This window comes from Promicromonospora sp. MS192 (assembly GCF_049532985.1).
In the GTDB taxonomy this organism is placed as follows: domain Bacteria; phylum Actinomycetota; class Actinomycetes; order Actinomycetales; family Cellulomonadaceae; genus Promicromonospora.
Genome location: NZ_CP186693.1, coordinates 128,150 through 142,632 on the forward strand (window position 1 = coordinate 128,150; position 14,483 = coordinate 142,632).

Genomic DNA, 14,483 nt, shown 5'->3' on the forward strand with positions numbered 1-14,483 from the left:
GATGTCGGATGGTTCCGCTACGGTGAGAGGACACCACACTTGACCAGCATGTCTGCGCTGAACTATCAGCAACAGCAGATGAAAGGAACGTCTTCCACGGTGACCAACGTCGCACAGCGCCTCGCCCCGCTCCGCACAACGTGTGTCCCGCGAGCTGATGTGCTCGACGGCGGGTTGGCGGACAACCACTTCGCTGCCCAGCTCGATAAGGTGCTCCGCGACCCGGAGCACTACCCGGTCTACGGTGACGCGGAGACGTTCTTCACGCAGACGTACCCGACCACGGGTCTGAAGACACTGATCAGCAAAGTCTTCGGCCGCCTCACTGGTGCGCGCGGTGTCTTCGGCGAGAACGGTGTGCTCCGCCCGACGACGTCGTTCGGTGGCGGAAAGACACACGGCCTGACGGCTGTGTACCACCTGGCGACTGGTGCTCGTCCGTCCAATGTGACCGAGTTCGTCGACGAGGCTTTGCTGCCCGACGGTGCGGTGCAGGTCGCGGCGCTTGTCGGTGATGCGCTTGATCCGACGGCGGGGGTCGAGACCCGCGGGCACCGAACCTTCACCCTGTGGGGTGAGATGGCGGCGCAGATTGGCCGCGAGGCGTTCGCTGCGATGGCCGCGAATGACGAGGCACGCACGGCCCCAGGGACGGGCACTATCAAGGCAGCGCTCGGTGGTAGGCCGACGGTCGTCATCGTGGACGAGATCGCGAAGTATCTCCGAGCCGTCACATCTTCGGGAAGCGAGGACGTACGCCGGATGGCGCTGGCGGTGCCCGTGTTCCTGGGCAACCTCTTCGAAGTGGCGTCCGACCCGGCGAACAAGGTGAGCGTCGTCATCACGCTGGCATCCAGTGCGAATGCGTTCGGCGCCGAGACCAATGAGGTCACCGAGCTGCTGGACGAGAGTTCACAGGCGGACTCCGCGGCGACCGCCGCCCTCGGCGAGACGTCGGATGTCCTGACCCGCGCAGTCCAGCCGTCGGCAGTGATCACCCCTGCGGACGACTCCGAGATCGGCGAGATTCTCAAGAAGCGCATCTTCAAGAGTGTTAATGACGACGCCGCCCTGGCTGCGGGTGAAGCGTACCGGGCGCTGTACGAGGAGCTCGTTGGGACCGAGCAGCTCGCTGGTGGCCCGGAGCACCCGGCCACCTACGGCGAGCGTGTGGCGCGCACCTACCCGTTCCACCCTGAGCTGATCCGTGTGCTGGACAAGCGCCTGGGAGCGATCACCGCGTTCCAGCGGGCTCGCGGTGCCCTGAAGCTTCTCGCCGAGGTCGTCGCGGGAATCTACGCCTCGGGCGAGGACACGGCGATCATCAACGTCGGCGACATCGACTACGCGGTCGAGCCGGTGGTCAACCACCTGACGGTCGGCCTGGGCCGCTCCGAGTACGGGCAGGTTGCGACCAGCGACTTCGCCGGGCGGTCCTCGCACTCCGCAGCCCTGGACACCGAACACTTCCCAGGCAAGGCCCCGCACGCGACCCGGGTCGCGCGCACCGTGTTCACCCACTCCCTGGAGCTGGTCACGACCTCTGGTGCGGGTCGTAACGACTGGCTCATAGGCACGCTCCGCCCGGGCGAGGACGTGTCGTTCTACGAGAAGGCCCTTACCGAAGCGGAGAAGGTCTTCTGGTACCTGTCGTTCGACGGTGCTCGGTGGCGGTTCACCGCCGAACCAAACGTCAACGCGATCGTTGAGGCAGAGAAGCGCAACGTCCCGCAGTCGGTGACGACAGCTCAGGTGGACGACCTGATTGCCAAGGCGTTCCAGAACGACGCCGGCACGAAGGTGATCCTGTTCCCGGCAGGGCCGGTCGACGTGCCGGACTCGGCGGACAGCCTCCGGGTGGTCGTCCTGGACTACCGCCAGCACGCGGTCGAGCAGAAGTTGGCCGACGAACCCCCCGCGGCTTTGCGCGAGATCCTGGACACGACGGGGTCTTCGGGAAACCCCCGCACATACCGGAACTCGGTGGTCTTCGTCGCGCCAGACCAGGCACAGGTCGACCTGCTGCGCGACCGGGCCCGAGCCGTCATCGCTGCCGACGCGCTGGCCGGTGACTCGGCGCGCCTTGCGCAGTTCACCGCCGAGATCCGCACCAAGATTATGACGTTCCGCGATAAGGCGCGCCTGGACGCCAGGATTGCGGTGAACAAGTGCTACCGGCACGTGTACTTCCCGTCTGGCGACAAGTCGAACGGCTACCTCCGGCACCGTGAGCTGTCCGCACAGGCCGTAGGTGGCGACATCAAGAACACGACGAAGGCCGTCCTGGAACTCTTGGACGACGACGGCAAGATTCGCAACCAGCCGATGACGCCGCAGTACCTGCGGGCCAAGACGTGGGCGGACGCCGCGTCGACCACGACCAAGGCCCTCATCGACGTGTCGTGGCGTGACCACTCCGCCCAGCTCGTGCTGAACCCTGGCATCGTGCGCGAGGCCGTCGCCCTGGGTATCCGCGACCATGGCTGGGTCTACCTCGACAATGCGACAGGCAAGACCTGGCACGCGCATGCCCAGGGTGGCCTGAGCATCGTGTTCGCCGCGGACAAGGAGGTCATGACGCACGAAGAGGCCCAGAAGCGCGGCCTTCTCGTGCGCAAGCCCACCCAGCAGGACCTTCGGTCCGTCCTGGGTACCGAGCCGATGACCGGTGCGCAGCTGCGCGCCGCTCTCGAGGCGCTGGTCGGCGGAGAACCGCCCAAGGGCGACGTCCTCGATGCGCTCTCCGGGATTGCGCGCGCAACCGAGTACGACTGGATCGTAGTCCTGGACGCGGAACCGGCCGCAGGCTCCCGGGCGCTTACCCCGAGCCAGATCACCGACCGCGGGCTGGATAGCCTGCACATCCTCCCGCGCGAGGCCGCCGATGCAGCGGGCGTGGAGATCCCCACCCGCACCATGACCGGCAAGACGTTCACTGCTGAGGGCATGGGCGGCGTCGCGATGCAGCAGATCGTCGATCAGATTGCCGACTTCACGATCCAGACAATCTCCCGGCTCACCATCAAGGTCGCCGCCGACGACGCATCGGGCACCCAGGACCTCGACCTCGCCGTGGCGATGCTGGGCATGCTCCCGCAGCACGCCATCACCGTCACCAGCCAAATCGTCGCCGAGTTCAAAGACGTGGCGGGAGGCCTGAGCTTCCGGGCGAGCGCTGCGAGGGCCGACTACCAGGCAGCCCACACCCACCTGAAGAAGGCGCTGACCGGCGCCATCAAGGTCGCCGGCACTCTGACACTCGAGCTGCGCTTCGATCCGCCCATCACGCCCGCCGACGACACCATCACCAAGCTCCAGGACGTCATCACGAAGATGCAGCTCAAGCACGTCGCGATGACTGGCGAGGTAACCAAGTGACGGCTCTTGCCCGAGGCCGAAGTGGCGCACCAAGCAACTTGGAGAGCGGCGCCCGGACCTTCCGCCTCACCCTGCACCGAGTGGGAGAGGCCGGTTTCGGCGTCACCCTGTCCGAGCAGCTCGGCACCGACGGCCCCGTCCTGGACATCGCCCACGCCACACACAAACAGGCGGCACGCATCGCCGAGGACGTCGTCGCCTGCGTCCGCCGGTCTGGCCGCGGTGCCTCCGCGCTCGCCTTCGCCGGGAACGAACCCATCGAGATCCCGGAGCCGGACGGCGTGCGCCTCGCACTAGTCGTCCTGGCCACTGCCCCGTACACCTCACGACTCAAAGCCCGCTACGTCGCCGACGGCATCGCGGCTATGAGTTCCGAGGAGGCGTACTACTGGTACGCGAAGTGTGTGACCGACTCCAGCCGTGCGCTCCGTGCCCTCCGCGTTCTCCTCGTACTCTGAGCTACCGAAAGGCCCCACTCCACCGTGACGACTACCAGGCCCCGCGTCCTCATCGAGGACTGGCTGCCCATTGAGGAGCTCGGCATCGAGTCCCGGCGAGAGAACGCTGCGAAGTCAGCGCTGCCTCCCGTCAACTTCCTCCACATCTGGTGGGCCAGACGACCGCTTGTTGCTTCGGCGGCCGTCGTGCTCGGCGGTTTGCTCCCCGCATGGTCGCAGGAGCTCGCCGACACCTTCCCCACCGCCAAAGAGGTTCGCACGGAGCGCTCCTACCGGGCGTGGCTGCTCCACCTCATCGGGGTCTGGGGCGACCCGATTCCGGCCCGGCGTGCTTACGACATCGCAAAGGCCACCGGGGTCCGCGTTCCCAACCCCTACACGTACAAGCAAGCATTCAGGAATAGCGTCGCCCGCGCCGATATCGACCTCCTGCACGCCATCCTTATGCGGACCTGGGGCAACGAGCTGCCGATCGTTGCGGATCCGACCGCTGGCGGGGGCGCTATTCCGTGGGTGGCCTCGCGTCTGGGGCTGCCCGTTTTCGCAAACGACCTTAACGGCGTTGCGGCGAGCGTCCTTCACGTCGGTGTCAAAGTTTCGGCCGAACGGGGCATCGATCTGCTCCCGCACACCGAGACGTGGGGCAAGATTCTTGTCAACCGAGTCGCGGAGCGCCTAGAGAAGTACTTCCCAAGTGGCGAAGACGAGCAGGTCGCAACATTTTTGTTCGCGAACGCGGTTCCGTGCCCGCGCACGGGGCGTATTGTGCCGTTGCTCACCGATAAGTGGCTACGCAAGACCAGGGGGAGCGAAGCCGCCGTCAGGCTCGTCACCGAGAACGACGGCGTCCCGCTCGAAGCGCCCATGTTTGAGGTCGTCCACGGCCGTCAAGTGGACAAGGCCGATGCCTCGATGGGCATCGCCAAGGGAGGTAAAGCTACCTCACCGTACGACCACCTAGTCATCGACAGTGACTACATCAAAAAGGTCGCACAAGAGGGTGGCATGACACAGGTGTTGTACGCTGTGGTGACCCGCACGAAGGACGGTGCGCGAAGTTTCCGCGCACCCACTCAGAATGACCTGGACGCCATCGCCGCCGCCGAGATGGAGTTCGACGAGCTAAAGGATCGGTGGGCTGCGGACGGGATCCTGCCGACGGAGGACGTTCCGGTAGGGAGCAAGACGCGGGAACCCATGAATTTCGGGCTGTCCAAGTGGACTGATTTCTTCACAAAGCGGCAAGCGCTAACGCATGGCGCGTTCGTTGAAGAGTTCGTCCGACTCATGCCCGAAATTCGCGACTCAATCGGCGATGAGGCCGATGATGTGCTAGCGGTCCTGGCGTTTATCGCAAGCAAGGCACTCAACCGTAACGCCCGCCTTTCGACCTGGGATCTGTCCGGGCAGAGGATGCGTTCTGTATTCGACTCGCACAATTATGCATTCAAATGGACTTTCGCAGAGTTTGGGTCTGCGCGCCAATTGTTTGAATGGTGTCTCGCGAACACGCTGAGAGCGTTCGGATGGCTCTCTGAGCTGCTTGATGACACCGGCCGGACCACGGCGGCAGATGACCCCATCTTGCGAACGGTGACAGTGACGAAGGGGAGCGCCGCGAGCCTCGACCTGGCACCTAATTCGGTTGCGCATGTCTGTATGGACCCGCCGTACTACGACAATGTTCAGTACGCTGAGCTCGCGGACTTCTTCTATGTGTGGGAGAAGCGCACGCTCGGCCGTGTCATGCCCATGCACTTCAGCGACGATCTCACCGACAAGGAGAACGAGGCAGTTGCCAATCCGGAGCGTTTTGCCGCGACGGGTAAGCGCAAGAACGAACTCGCTACGCTCGATTACGAGTCGAAGATGACCGCCATCTTCGGCGAGGCCCGCCGCGTACTTCGGGATGACGGCGTGCTTTCGGTGATGTTTACCCACAAGCGAGCAGAGGCGTGGGACACCCTGGGCATGGGCCTGCTGCAGGCTGGCTTCACGATCGAGACTTCATGGCCGGTCAACACCGAATCCGAGAATTCGATTCACCAGAAGAATCTCAATTCGGCCGCCTCGACCATCATGCTCGTCTGCCGGAAACGCGCGGCTCATGCGGGAGTTGGCGGCGTCTACCTCGAGGACATCGAGAGCGAGATTCGCGCGGCGGCCCGCGACGCTGTTACACGCTTCCAGCACGACGGTATCGACGGCGTCGACCTGCTGCTCTCAACCTACGGCCCCACCCTTTCGGTGATCTCTCGTCACTGGCCGGTGTTCTCGTCGACTCCGGACGCCTACGGACGCGAACGGCTCCTGCGCCCTGAGGAAGCCTTGGATCTCGCGCGCGAGGAGGTAGTCACGCTTCGACGCGCACGCCTGGTCGGCAAGGCCGCCACAGTAGACGACGTCACCGACTTCGTGCTCATGGCATGGGACATCTTTGGAGCCCGCGAGTTCCCCTTCGACACTGCACGCCTGCTCGCGCTCGCGGTCGGTGGCATCGAGATTGCTGATCTCGACCGCTGGAAGGTCATCAAGACGGGCAAAGGCACCGTATCGCTGCTTGCCCCAGCTGATCGTCTTCGTCGAGGCGCCGATTCCGCGCTGCCAGGTGTGCGGCCTAATGCCGACTCGTTCGACAGCGCCATCGACGCCGTCGACACCGCGCTGTACCTTCTCGCAGAGGATGGTGCCCCCGGCGCGAAGCAGTTCCTCGACCGGCACGGGTTCCGCACGGATGCGGCCTTCATCGCCACCGTGCGGGGCCTCGTCAACTCGATCCCGCGCACCACAATCAGGGGAGAGTGGGTAGTCCCAGAGGCCGAGCTAATCGACCGCATGGTGACCCTCTGGTTCCCTGACATCGTGCTGTCGGAGATCGACGAGCTCGCTGCACAACACGAGCCCGAGCAGCTCGACCTCGGGATCTGACACATGGTATCCGAGTACGACCTTGCGGCAGGTCTTCCGGCGCTCCCGCTGCGCGCGATGTACTCGCCGAAGGACCGCCCGGGAGCTACGTTCTATGTTCCCGTTCTGACGCGAGCAGTGACCTACGACCGTGCCGTCGGGTACTGGTCTTCCGCCGAGTTGCAGTACGCCGCTCAGGGGGTCGCACACTTCCTGGCCAACGGCGGCCGCATGCGGCTCATTGTTGGTGCCCAGCTGCGTCGCGGTGACGTCGACGCGGTGCTAGCTGGTGAACCGCTGGACCAGGTCCTGGTCCGTCGGCTCATGTCCGATCCTGGGCTCGCCGGCGCCAAGATCGTGCGAGACGAGGCGTTGAGCGTGCTCGCGTGGATGGTCAAGCACGATCGCCTGGAGCTCAAGGTCGGTGTGCCGATGCACGACGACGGGCGTCTGCTGACGCACAAAGAGTCGGGCAAGTACTTCCACACCAAGTACGGGATCGTCACAGACGAGCTTGGCAACAAGGTCGCGTGGGACGGGTCGAACAATGCATCGGTGACGGCGTGGGCCCTCAACCACGAGACGTTCCACGTGTTCCCGTCGTGGATGCCTTCGATCTGGGAGTGGGTCGGCAAGGTCACAGAGACAGCGTTCGAGGAGCTCTGGTCGGGGTCACCCGACCCGGGCTGGGCGGTCGTCAGCCTGCCTGAGGCTGTGCGGCAGCATCTCATCGAGCACGCCCCGGATAGTGCACCGTTCCCCGACGCCGTCCCGGAAACGGAAGGCGACGCTGAAGACGAGGCCGAGCCGGACGACGTAGGCGAGGAGGACCTGGAAGCAGCTTGGGCCGAGCTGGTCGCGCTGGCCGAAGCCCCTCGCCGAGGTGACTGGACCGCCGTCGGGACCGCGGCCGTCGAGCCGCTGCCGCACCAGGCGCGGCTGGTGGACCGTGTCGTGTCCACATTCCCACGCGGATACCTGCTGGCTGACGAGGTCGGACTGGGCAAGACCGTCGAGGCTGGCCTGGTGGTCCGCGAGCTCTTGCTGTCGGGAAAGGCGAAGAATGCGTTGCTGCTCGTCCCGGCGTCGGTGATGGTGCAATGGCAGGAGGAGCTTCACGAGAAGCTCAGCCTCGACATTGTGCGCTACGACAAGGGTGTCTTCCTGGACCGGCACGGCAGCGAGGTCGAGCCTGCGCCCGGGGCGAACCCGTGGTCGGCGTTCCCGGTGGTGCTGGCCTCCAGCCATCTGGCGCGCCGCAGGTCTCGTCGTGCTCAGCTCCTGTCCGCTGGGCCGTGGGACGTAGTACTCGTCGACGAGGCTCACCACGCGCGCCGGCGCGGGTCGAAGCCCAACGATCCGCCGAACTCGCTGCTTGGACTTCTGCAGGAGATGCGTCAGCGCAAATCGTGGAAGGCTCTCTACCTGGCATCGGCCACACCGATGCAGATGAACCCGCACGAGGCATGGGACCTGATCAGCCTCCTTGGTCTGCCCGGTGCCTGGGGCGAGTCCGCACTGATGTTCCTGCGATACTTCGGCACGCTGTCGACTGAGGAGCCGAAGTTGCGGGACTGGTCCTTGCTATCGCGGATGCTGGGCGACTACTTTACCGACCCGCTGGCCGAACGCGACGAGAAGCTCGCCGACTCCATATCCGACGAGCTCGGGTTCGTCGACGGGTACACGGTCACGGACATGCACCACGCTCCGCCGTCAGCCGATGCCATCGCGGCGATGCCTAACGCGATGTCGTACTGGGCCGATCTGTGGCTGCGCCGCCACACGCCGATGCGCGACCGCGCCTTCCGCAATACCCGCAAGACGCTGCGTGCTTATCAGAAGGCGGGGATCATTCCGCCCGAAGTCGTCATCCCAGTTAGAACTGTGAACGACGAGTTCATCGAGCTCGCCGCGAACGAGCGCAAGCTGTACGAGCGGATCGAGGAGTACATCCGCCGCCACTACAACGCCTACATGACCGGCGGGAACAAGCAGGCTCTCGGGTTCATCATGACAGTGTACCGGAGGCGGCTGACGTCGTCGTTCGCTGCGATCACCAAATCGCTGCAGCGGCGTCTCGATGTGCTGGAGCACCACAAGAGCCTGGACGCGCTGTTCACCGACGACGACCGCCGCGAAATCGAAGACACGCTTTTAGACCCCGAGACGTTCGACGAGTCCGCCGAGCGGCTCGTGGACGAGATTGGAGAACTGCGCAACTTCGTTCACGAGCTGGAGCAGATCACTGCCGAGGACACGAAGGCGAGCCGCTTGATCGACGATGTGCGCAAGTCCGTTCTCGAGGGGTATTCCAGCGTCGTTGTGTTCACGCAGTACTTCGACACCTTGGAGTACGTCCGAGAGCGGCTGTTGGCTGCGGGAATCGTCAAGATCGGCTGCTATTCCGGCGCCGGCGGCGAGGTCTGGGACGCCGCGACCGGGACGTGGGACCAGAAGACGAAGGCCGAGATCAAGACCGCGTTTCGTGCTGGTGAGCTCGAGGCCTTGATCGGAACCGACTCGATGAGCGAGGGCCTCAACCTGCAGACCTCCGGGCGGCTAATCAACTACGACATGCCGTGGAACCTCATGCGAGTTGAGCAGCGCATCGGACGCGTCGACCGCATCGGGGCCTCCTACGAGGAGATCAAGGTATCCAACTACTTCTACGCGGACACGGTTGAGGAGCAGGTCTACAAGGGCATCAAGGAGGATTACGGCGACTTCACCAACATCGTCGGCGAGGCGTCGCCCGTCCTTGCGACCGTCGAGATGCAGATCGAGCAACTCGCACTGGGCGAGGGCAGTCGTGGTGAGGTCAACGCGGCGGTGCGGCAGATCAAGGACGAGACCACCGCGCTGCAGGAGCGTGCCGTGAAGTCTGGCGACCTGGGTGCGCCGGCCGATGAGGACGTTCAGGAGCCGCCTCAGCTCAGCGGTCACGTCGTGCTGCGGGACCTTGAGCGAGTCTTGACGACGAACCGGCTGACAGCCGGTCTGTTCGAACCGACCACGGTCGATGGGGTGTACCGGCTGGAGCTGCCGCGCAAGGCCGCCAACCACTCGCTTGCTGCTGACACGGGACGCGCGTCCGTGGACGAGTACAGCCGGGATGGTTGGGAGACGCGCCACATTACCTTCGATCGCGGCGTCGCCGACGCGGCGGCCTCCGACGTAGTGCTGCTGACGTACGGGGCACCTGAACTCGAAGCGATTCTCCCCGTCCGTACCGACGATTAGGACGAGGAAGCAGCTGCTGATCGGGTGCACCTAGGCTTTTGAGCCCGACGGCTTGTTGTCTGCTCGGGCGTCGATGACCACGATCGCTTCTTCACTCTCGAGGCCGAGGTCTCTCAGGAGCCCGGCGACCTTTACCTGCTCCTCAGCGGTGTAGCAGACGATCATCTTGACCGAGCTGCGAGTCTCGTTGGCTTTCTCATAGATCTCGACCTGCCGCTCCAGATTCCGCTTCAGCTGACTGTTGCTCGCCAGCTTGATCTCGATGAGGGTCTTGTCGAAAGCGCCACGACTGACCTTGAAGTCCACCGGGCCGCGGCCGTTGTTGACCTCGCGATTCACGTCGGAGACGCTGGCGAAGAAGATGAGACCGAAGTACAGCTGCACGTCCTTCTCGTTCGAGAATGGCTTGTCCGCGCCCGGCTTGTTGATGAGCCGATACCCGTCCTGGTTCTCGATGTAGCGCTTGAACCCGTGAACCTTGTCGAGCGCTTCGGTATAGGTGGTGATCGGGCCTGTGGGCAGAGCCTTTCGAGTGACGACATCCGCGACGATCGCCTTGACCATCTGGACGAGCAGTTCGCGCGTCTCGTCTCGCCGCTGCTCGCTGATCCCGACAGCCCGATCCCCTTCGTCCTCCTTCAACCGGATGTAACGGTCGATGAGTTCCGGGAACTCGGCGATTGTCTGCTGAACTGCGGTGTCGAGCTCCTGCCGGGTGGGCTTCTTGCTCAGTCGGGCCCCGAAGTATCTGTTGATCTGCGCACGGAGCTGGTCATCAGGGATTGACGCCGGGAGCCGGTCAAATCTCCTTACCATGTCGCTGTGGCTGATCCATGTGTCGTCGCGCGTCAGGATGTCAGTCGGAGTGAGCAACACGTAGTCGTTCCCGAGACGAGGCAGGTAGTACGTCCGGGTCTCCCAGGCCTCCGTCTCGTAGTTGAAGACCGCGCGGGCCACTGCGAACGAGTCGCACCTGTTCTCGGCAAGATGCTCCTTGGCGAAGCGCTGCGTGAAGCCGAGTAGGTAGTCCTTGATCAGATTGGTAGTGAAGTCGCTGACGTTGTCCCGGCCCACGCCACTTTTGACCAGCGTGAGTTTCTCGAGGTGGCTGCCTCGGGTGAGCTGTTCCTCACCGAAGTTGTTCAGGATCGTCGCCAGGGACCCGTGCAGAGCGCGAGCGAACTTCGGACCGAGGCCGCTGCCGCCGTTTCCCATCTGTGTGAAGCCGAGCCAGTTCTGCTTGACCTCTTTGAATCGGTACCAGCTCGCTACTAACCCGGGATCCAGGTCGTCGGATGCTCGGTCACGAAGGAACACAAGGTAACGGATGATTCCATCGTGCAGCGCCTGATATTCGGGCTTCGGGCTGTGGAAGAGGAGGAACGGGTCGACGAACAGTGGCAGATCAGATGCGAGACTGATGTCGAAAGCGCCATAGGCATCGAGGGTCGCAGGTGAGATGTCGAAGTACTCACTGAAGTAGAGGTCGGGAACGTCACCCTCACCGCTTCGTGCCGTTGTCATCAGCTCCTCTGTCGTTGTGGGCCGCCGCGGCCGGAGCCCGAGTCTTCGGTGCGGGTTGTGCCGTCCTGGGTGGCCAGGCGTGGGAGGAGCGAAACGACTTGGCGTGCGCTAGTCACCCTGTTCTCGACCACAGGTTCCGCAACCTCCTTCGGTGTCCGTGAAGTGATAGCGTCAAACAACTCGGCCGGCACACGACTCTGGTCGGCAACGTCCACAGCGGGGATCCCGGCACCATCGAGAACCTCGAGCGCGTGTGGTAGGAGCGACGGCCGTTCGATCGTCTTGACAAGCCCTGGCTCGTCTCGCCTCCAGCCGCGCCCGGACAACGTCACCATGGCGTTCCGGTATGTGACGTCGGACATCTGCCCCAGCTGTCGTGCGCGGTAGAGCAGTGCCTGGATGCTCACTCCCCAGTGTTCCTTGAGGCGCGCCAGCGTGATCCATGCCTGATTGTTCATCGCCGAAGGAAGGTCGGCGGCAATCTCCGAGGCGGGCATGAGAAGTTCCGACGCGAACCTGTGTGCCTGTTCCTCGACGACGCGTCCACCGGGCTCCGAGTCGCGGTGCATGACGAGATGCCCCAGTTCGTGCGCAACGTCGAATCGCTGACGGTAGTAGTCCCGCTTGACCGGGTTGAGGACAACAACGGGACGCAACGGGCACTCGAACGAGTAGGCGTCGACAGCCGACGTCTGCGGGGTGCTGAAGACGACAAGCACGCCGTGGTTCTCCAGCAGCCGGACGAGGTGTCCGGCCGGCCCGGAACCGAGGCCCCATGCCTTTCGGAGGGAGCTTGCCGCCTCATCCGGCCTGCCAGAAGAAGCGTCGACGGGGAATGACGGCACGTCGGGTTCAGGAAACTCGACGTGGCGCTCGAACGCTGCCGCGATGTCGACAGCCAGCAGCCCGTACGCCGATGCCTGGTCGCGGGCGAGCTGGCTCGTTGACCTGAGGGAGCGGAAATGAGGGACCGACGTCCCCGTGGACAGCTCGACGGGTCGCACCGAGAAGAACCCCGGGTCGACCGACAGCCCGATCGCCAGCTGGGCGACATTTGCTGTCGTTGGTCGCTTCGTTCCGGCTTCCCAGCCGGCCACAGCCGTGGCGCTCTTGCCGAGACGCTCGGCAAGCTGACTCTTGCGTAGACCAGCCAGCTGGCGCGCGATCGTGAGCCGCGTGCCGTCGAAGAACGTCGAGGCTTCGGCAGCGCGGTCGATGCCCGTCACTGCATCGCCTCCGCGGTGCCGGCCTCGCGGGCACGACGACGGAGCTTGACCGGGGCGTCCGGCACGCTGTCAGGCTGCGACGGCGCCGGGGACGCCGGGCGAAGCAGGCCGCTGTCCGTCGGGGGCGCCTGGAGCAGGTCATGGGTCCAGTGCCACGGCCGCCCGCCGCCGTCGTTGAGGCGAGGCTGACCGAGCACCAGCTCTCGCTTGTCGGTCAACGGATTGAGCGCGTGAGCGACGACCAGCGTCCGACGATCAAGAGGAGCTGTCTCGGCCAGGATCGCAGCGATGTCGACCTGGAACTCGGGCCCGAGACCATCGAACAACGTCGGCTCGTCGCCGTCTACGGCCGGTTGCTGCGCCACACGACGCTTGGTGGGCCGCGTGATGGGCCACCTGATGTCGTTCACATCCTTGCCGGGCGGGATCGAGTGCAGGAGAAGCCGGTAGTCGCCGGCTGCCCAACCAGGGCTCTTGTTCAGGTTGCTTCGTACGACGGCGCCCGGATTAATCGGGGGCATCGTGTCGATGTCATGTTGCGAGAGCTCAGTGCGGACGACATCCAGGCTGGCCCGCCCGTCTGCGCCGTCGGGAACGGCGTAGTGCTCGCACGAGAAGACGCGGTCGAGGCGGTCACGCAGGAGCGTGAATCGCGTGTATCCGAACCAGCCGACGTCATAGCCGGCGCCTTCGGAGTAGTCCTCCCGCGCGCGGGAGGCTGCCGAGTCGAAGGCCCACCGGAAGCCCTCCAGGACACGAGTCTCCGCGATAGCCTCGAGCACGTTGTCACGTTCACTCATGTCGGGAACAATACACGAAGCCAGTATCTCTGTCAGAAGAATCAACCATTTGGTGCGGGCGGCGAGTGCGACGCAACCGGCGGTGTGGATCTGGGATGTGAACTGGATCCAGTCGAGCCCGTCCCGCCTCCTGGTGATGAAACGAGTGTCGTCTGCTTCAAGTGGCACAGCGTCGATATCTGGTCCGGAGTGGCACGCAGCAGGCACGCCCCGCCCCCGCTAGACTAGAAACCGCAGAATTCCAACGATCCACCGCGCCCAAACCGCATGATCAACGTCTGAGCCTGTGCCCGATTCTTGGGGGGACGAGGGACCAAGCGTCGCGGAACAGCAAGGCTGGGCCGCTCGGCGTCTCACGCGCCGGCGTGCCGGGCCGACCCTACCGAGATCAACGACTCGGGCGGGACACTCGAGGCAAGTTCATTGTGTTCCGCGACTGCGCGTTCAGCGGTCTCGCGAAGCCGCTCGAGACGGCATGGCCGAACTTCTGCCAGGTCAAGTCTCACGCCGCGCCAGATGATCTGGCATGCGGACGAGGCACAATCGGCCCCATGAACGACGCCCCCACCACAATCGACTCCGTCAGAACCCGCCTACAAGCCTTCGCCCGAGCCCGCGACTGGACCCGCTTCCACACCCCGAAGAACCTCGCCATGGCCCTGAGCGGCGAGGTCGGTGAGCTCCTCGCGGAGATGCAGTGGCTCACGGACGACGAGGTCCACGAGAAGCTGGCCGATCCCCACACGCGGCACCAGGTCGAGGAGGAGTTCGCCGACGTCTTCCTCTACCTGGTTCAGCTGGCTGACGTCTGCGGTGTCGACCTCGTGCAGGCCGGCCACGCGAAGATCACGCGGAACGAGGAGCGCTTCCCGCCGGCTCACCCCGTGCCCTAATCGAGCGAATCGCCCGCCCGCCAGCAACCGCTGGGCGCTTGACCTGCTTAGACT

At 64.5% G+C, this 14,483-nt stretch carries 8 protein-coding genes; 5 read left to right on the forward strand and 3 right to left on the reverse strand.

Going from position 1 to position 14,483, the window contains the following annotated elements; all coding sequences use genetic code 11:
• Positions 1-48 precede the first annotated feature (48 nt).
• From ACO229_RS00585 to ACO229_RS00600, 4 genes are all read left to right on the forward strand, one after another.
• Complete coding sequence (locus ACO229_RS00585) at positions 49-3,378, forward strand: ATP-binding protein (RefSeq protein ID WP_423463363.1); 3,330 nt, start codon at positions 49-51, stop codon at positions 3,376-3,378.
• An 80-nt stretch (positions 3,379-3,458) separates the two neighbouring features.
• Positions 3,459-3,836, forward strand: a complete 378-nt coding sequence (locus ACO229_RS00590; protein ID WP_423463364.1) for a DUF7680 family protein — start codon at positions 3,459-3,461, stop codon at positions 3,834-3,836.
• 24 nt (positions 3,837-3,860) lie between these two features.
• Positions 3,861-6,764 (forward strand): DUF1156 domain-containing protein, encoded by a 2,904-nt coding sequence (locus ACO229_RS00595; RefSeq protein WP_423463365.1) that lies wholly within the window; start codon positions 3,861-3,863, stop codon positions 6,762-6,764.
• 3 nt (positions 6,765-6,767) lie between these two features.
• Positions 6,768-9,986 carry a DEAD/DEAH box helicase gene (locus ACO229_RS00600; protein WP_423463366.1) on the forward strand — a complete coding sequence of 1,073 codons (3,219 nt, stop codon included), beginning with the start codon at positions 6,768-6,770 and terminating at the stop codon, positions 9,984-9,986.
• A gap of 30 nt (positions 9,987-10,016) precedes the next feature.
• Here ACO229_RS00600 and ACO229_RS00605 read toward each other — a convergent pair whose 3' ends face one another.
• Genes ACO229_RS00605 through ACO229_RS00615 form a run of 3 tightly spaced genes read right to left on the reverse strand, consistent with a single transcriptional unit; the run spans position 10,017 to position 13,536 of the window.
• On the reverse strand, positions 10,017-11,510 hold the full coding sequence (locus ACO229_RS00605; RefSeq protein ID WP_423463367.1) for a hypothetical protein: 1,494 nt from the start codon (positions 11,508-11,510) through the stop codon (positions 10,017-10,019).
• On the reverse strand, positions 11,510-12,736 hold the full coding sequence (locus ACO229_RS00610; protein WP_423463368.1) for a helix-turn-helix domain-containing protein: 1,227 nt from the start codon (positions 12,734-12,736) through the stop codon (positions 11,510-11,512). The genes ACO229_RS00605 and ACO229_RS00610 overlap by 1 nt, the downstream gene beginning before the upstream one ends.
• Positions 12,733-13,536 carry a hypothetical protein gene (locus ACO229_RS00615; protein WP_423463369.1) on the reverse strand — a complete coding sequence of 268 codons (804 nt, stop codon included), beginning with the start codon at positions 13,534-13,536 and terminating at the stop codon, positions 12,733-12,735. Before ACO229_RS00615 ends, ACO229_RS00610 begins: the two co-directional genes overlap by 4 nt.
• 551 nt (positions 13,537-14,087) lie before the next feature.
• Here ACO229_RS00615 and ACO229_RS00620 point away from each other — a divergent pair.
• Entirely contained in the window at positions 14,088-14,429 is a 342-nt protein-coding gene (locus tag ACO229_RS00620; protein WP_423463370.1) for a nucleotide pyrophosphohydrolase, read from the forward strand.
• The last annotated feature ends 54 nt before the right edge of the window (positions 14,430-14,483 follow it).